We start from the raw sequence: 1,599 nt of genomic DNA, 5'->3' as shown, positions 1-1,599 counted from the left end.
ACCCAGCCCCGACCGCCCGCCACCCCGTCCGACCTGGCCTGATACACCCGTTCCCGACCGGTGCGCCCGGAAGATTGTTGACTGTCGACAATCTGGCCGCACCTCGTGGCCGACGGCTAAACTGCCCGCACGAAAGGAAATCGAACCTATGCTTGACCGGTCCACCTGCGTTGGCTTCCTCTACCCGGGATTCTCCGCCGAGGACGACTACCCCCGCCTCGAAGCCCTGCTCGGCGACGGCGTACGACTCCCCCTGGCGCACACGGACATGGGCGAGGACGCCCACCGCGTCGACGCCCTCCTGGAGATGGGCGCCACCCACCGGCTCGCCGACGGCCTCACCGAGCTGTCCCGGCACGCGCCGGACGCGGTCGTCTGGGCCTGCACCAGCGCGAGCTTCATCTACGGCCCGGACGGCGCCCGCCGCCAGGTCGAGGAACTCGCCGCCGCGGCCGGCCTCCCGGTGTCCCGCGTCTCGTCGACCTCCTTCGCCTTCGCCCACGCCATCGAGGCCCTCGGCGTCCGCAGGCCCGCCGTCGCGGCGACCTACCCGGACGACGTCGCGGAGTACTTCGTACGCTTCCTCGAAGCCGCCGACTGCGAGGTGGTCCAGGTCTCCGGGCGCGGCATCATCACGGCCGCCGAGGTCGGCACGCTCGGCCGCGAACAGGTCCTGGAACTGGCCGTGTCGAACGACCACCCCGACGCGGACGTGATCCTGCTCCCCGACACCGCGCTGCACACGATCGCGTACCTCGACGACCTCGAGCAGGCCGTCGGCAAGCCGGTGCTCACGGCCAACCAGGTCTCCGCCTGGGAGGGCCTGCGCCTCGCCGGCGACGCGACCCCGCGCACCGGCCTTGGCGCGCTGTTCGCGCTCCCCGACCATCCCCGTATCGCCACCGGCGCGGTCTGACACCGCCCGCGCCCCCGACCAAGGACGAACTGAATATGGCGGAAGTGAAGAGTCTTCGCCCGGTGAAGCGAGAGCCCGCGGCCATCGCCATCGCCGCCCAGCTGACCCAGGCCATCATGGACGGCACCCTGCCGCCCGGCCACCAGCTGGGCGAGGCGGACCTCGCCGCGCAGCTCGGCGTCAGCCGCGGCCCGCTCCGCGAGGCCATGCAGCGCCTCGTCCAACAGGGCATCGCGGTCAGCGAACCGCACCGCGGCGTCTTCGTCACCAAGCTCGACGAGGACGACGTACGGGACATCTACTTCGCCCGCTCCGCCATGGAAGCCGCGGCCTGCCGCCTCGTCCTGCGGCAGGACCCGCAACGCACGGCGGACCGCCTGGCCAAGCCCCACCGCGCGATGGCCACGGCGGCCCGCCGCGGCAACATGGCCCAACTCGGCGCCGCCGACATGGAGTTGCACCAGACCCTGGTACGCGAATCAGGCAGCCGCCGCCTGGCCCGCATCGCGGAAACCCTCTTCGTCGAAACCCGCATGTGCCTCTCCGCCCTCACCCACCGCCACCCCGACCCCCAGGCCATGGTCGAAGAACACGCAGCCCTGATCGAAGTCCTCCGAGCAGAGAACGAGCCCCTCCTGCTGACGCTGCTCGAGGCCCATATGCAGGACGCGGTGGACCGGCTC

Annotated in this window: 2 protein-coding genes; both read left to right on the top strand. The window is 71.5% G+C overall.

The annotated features are described in order from the left end of the window. Positions 1 to 148 precede the first annotated feature (148 nt). Positions 149 to 916 carry a maleate cis-trans isomerase family protein gene (locus tag GUY60_RS37545; protein ID WP_161705975.1) on the top strand — a complete coding sequence of 256 codons (768 nt, stop codon included), beginning with the start codon at positions 149 to 151 and terminating at the stop codon, positions 914 to 916. 62 nt (positions 917 to 978) lie between these two features. Beyond that, positions 979 to 1,599 (top strand): GntR family transcriptional regulator (locus GUY60_RS37540; RefSeq protein WP_312866577.1); only part of this gene is annotated, 621 nt, incomplete at its 3' end.

Origin of the sequence: Streptomyces boluensis (genome assembly GCF_009908195.1) — a bacterium.
Taxonomy (GTDB): Bacteria; Actinomycetota; Actinomycetes; order Streptomycetales; family Streptomycetaceae; genus Streptomyces; species Streptomyces boluensis.
Note: the sequence above shows the minus strand (reverse complement) of the source record. Positions and strands in the feature narration are given on the sequence as shown.

Coding starts and splice junctions, on each gene's coding strand:
- GUY60_RS37545 (WP_161705975.1), top strand. CDS start 149: ATGCTTGACCGGTCCACCTGCGTTGGCTTCCTCTACCCGGGATTCTCC.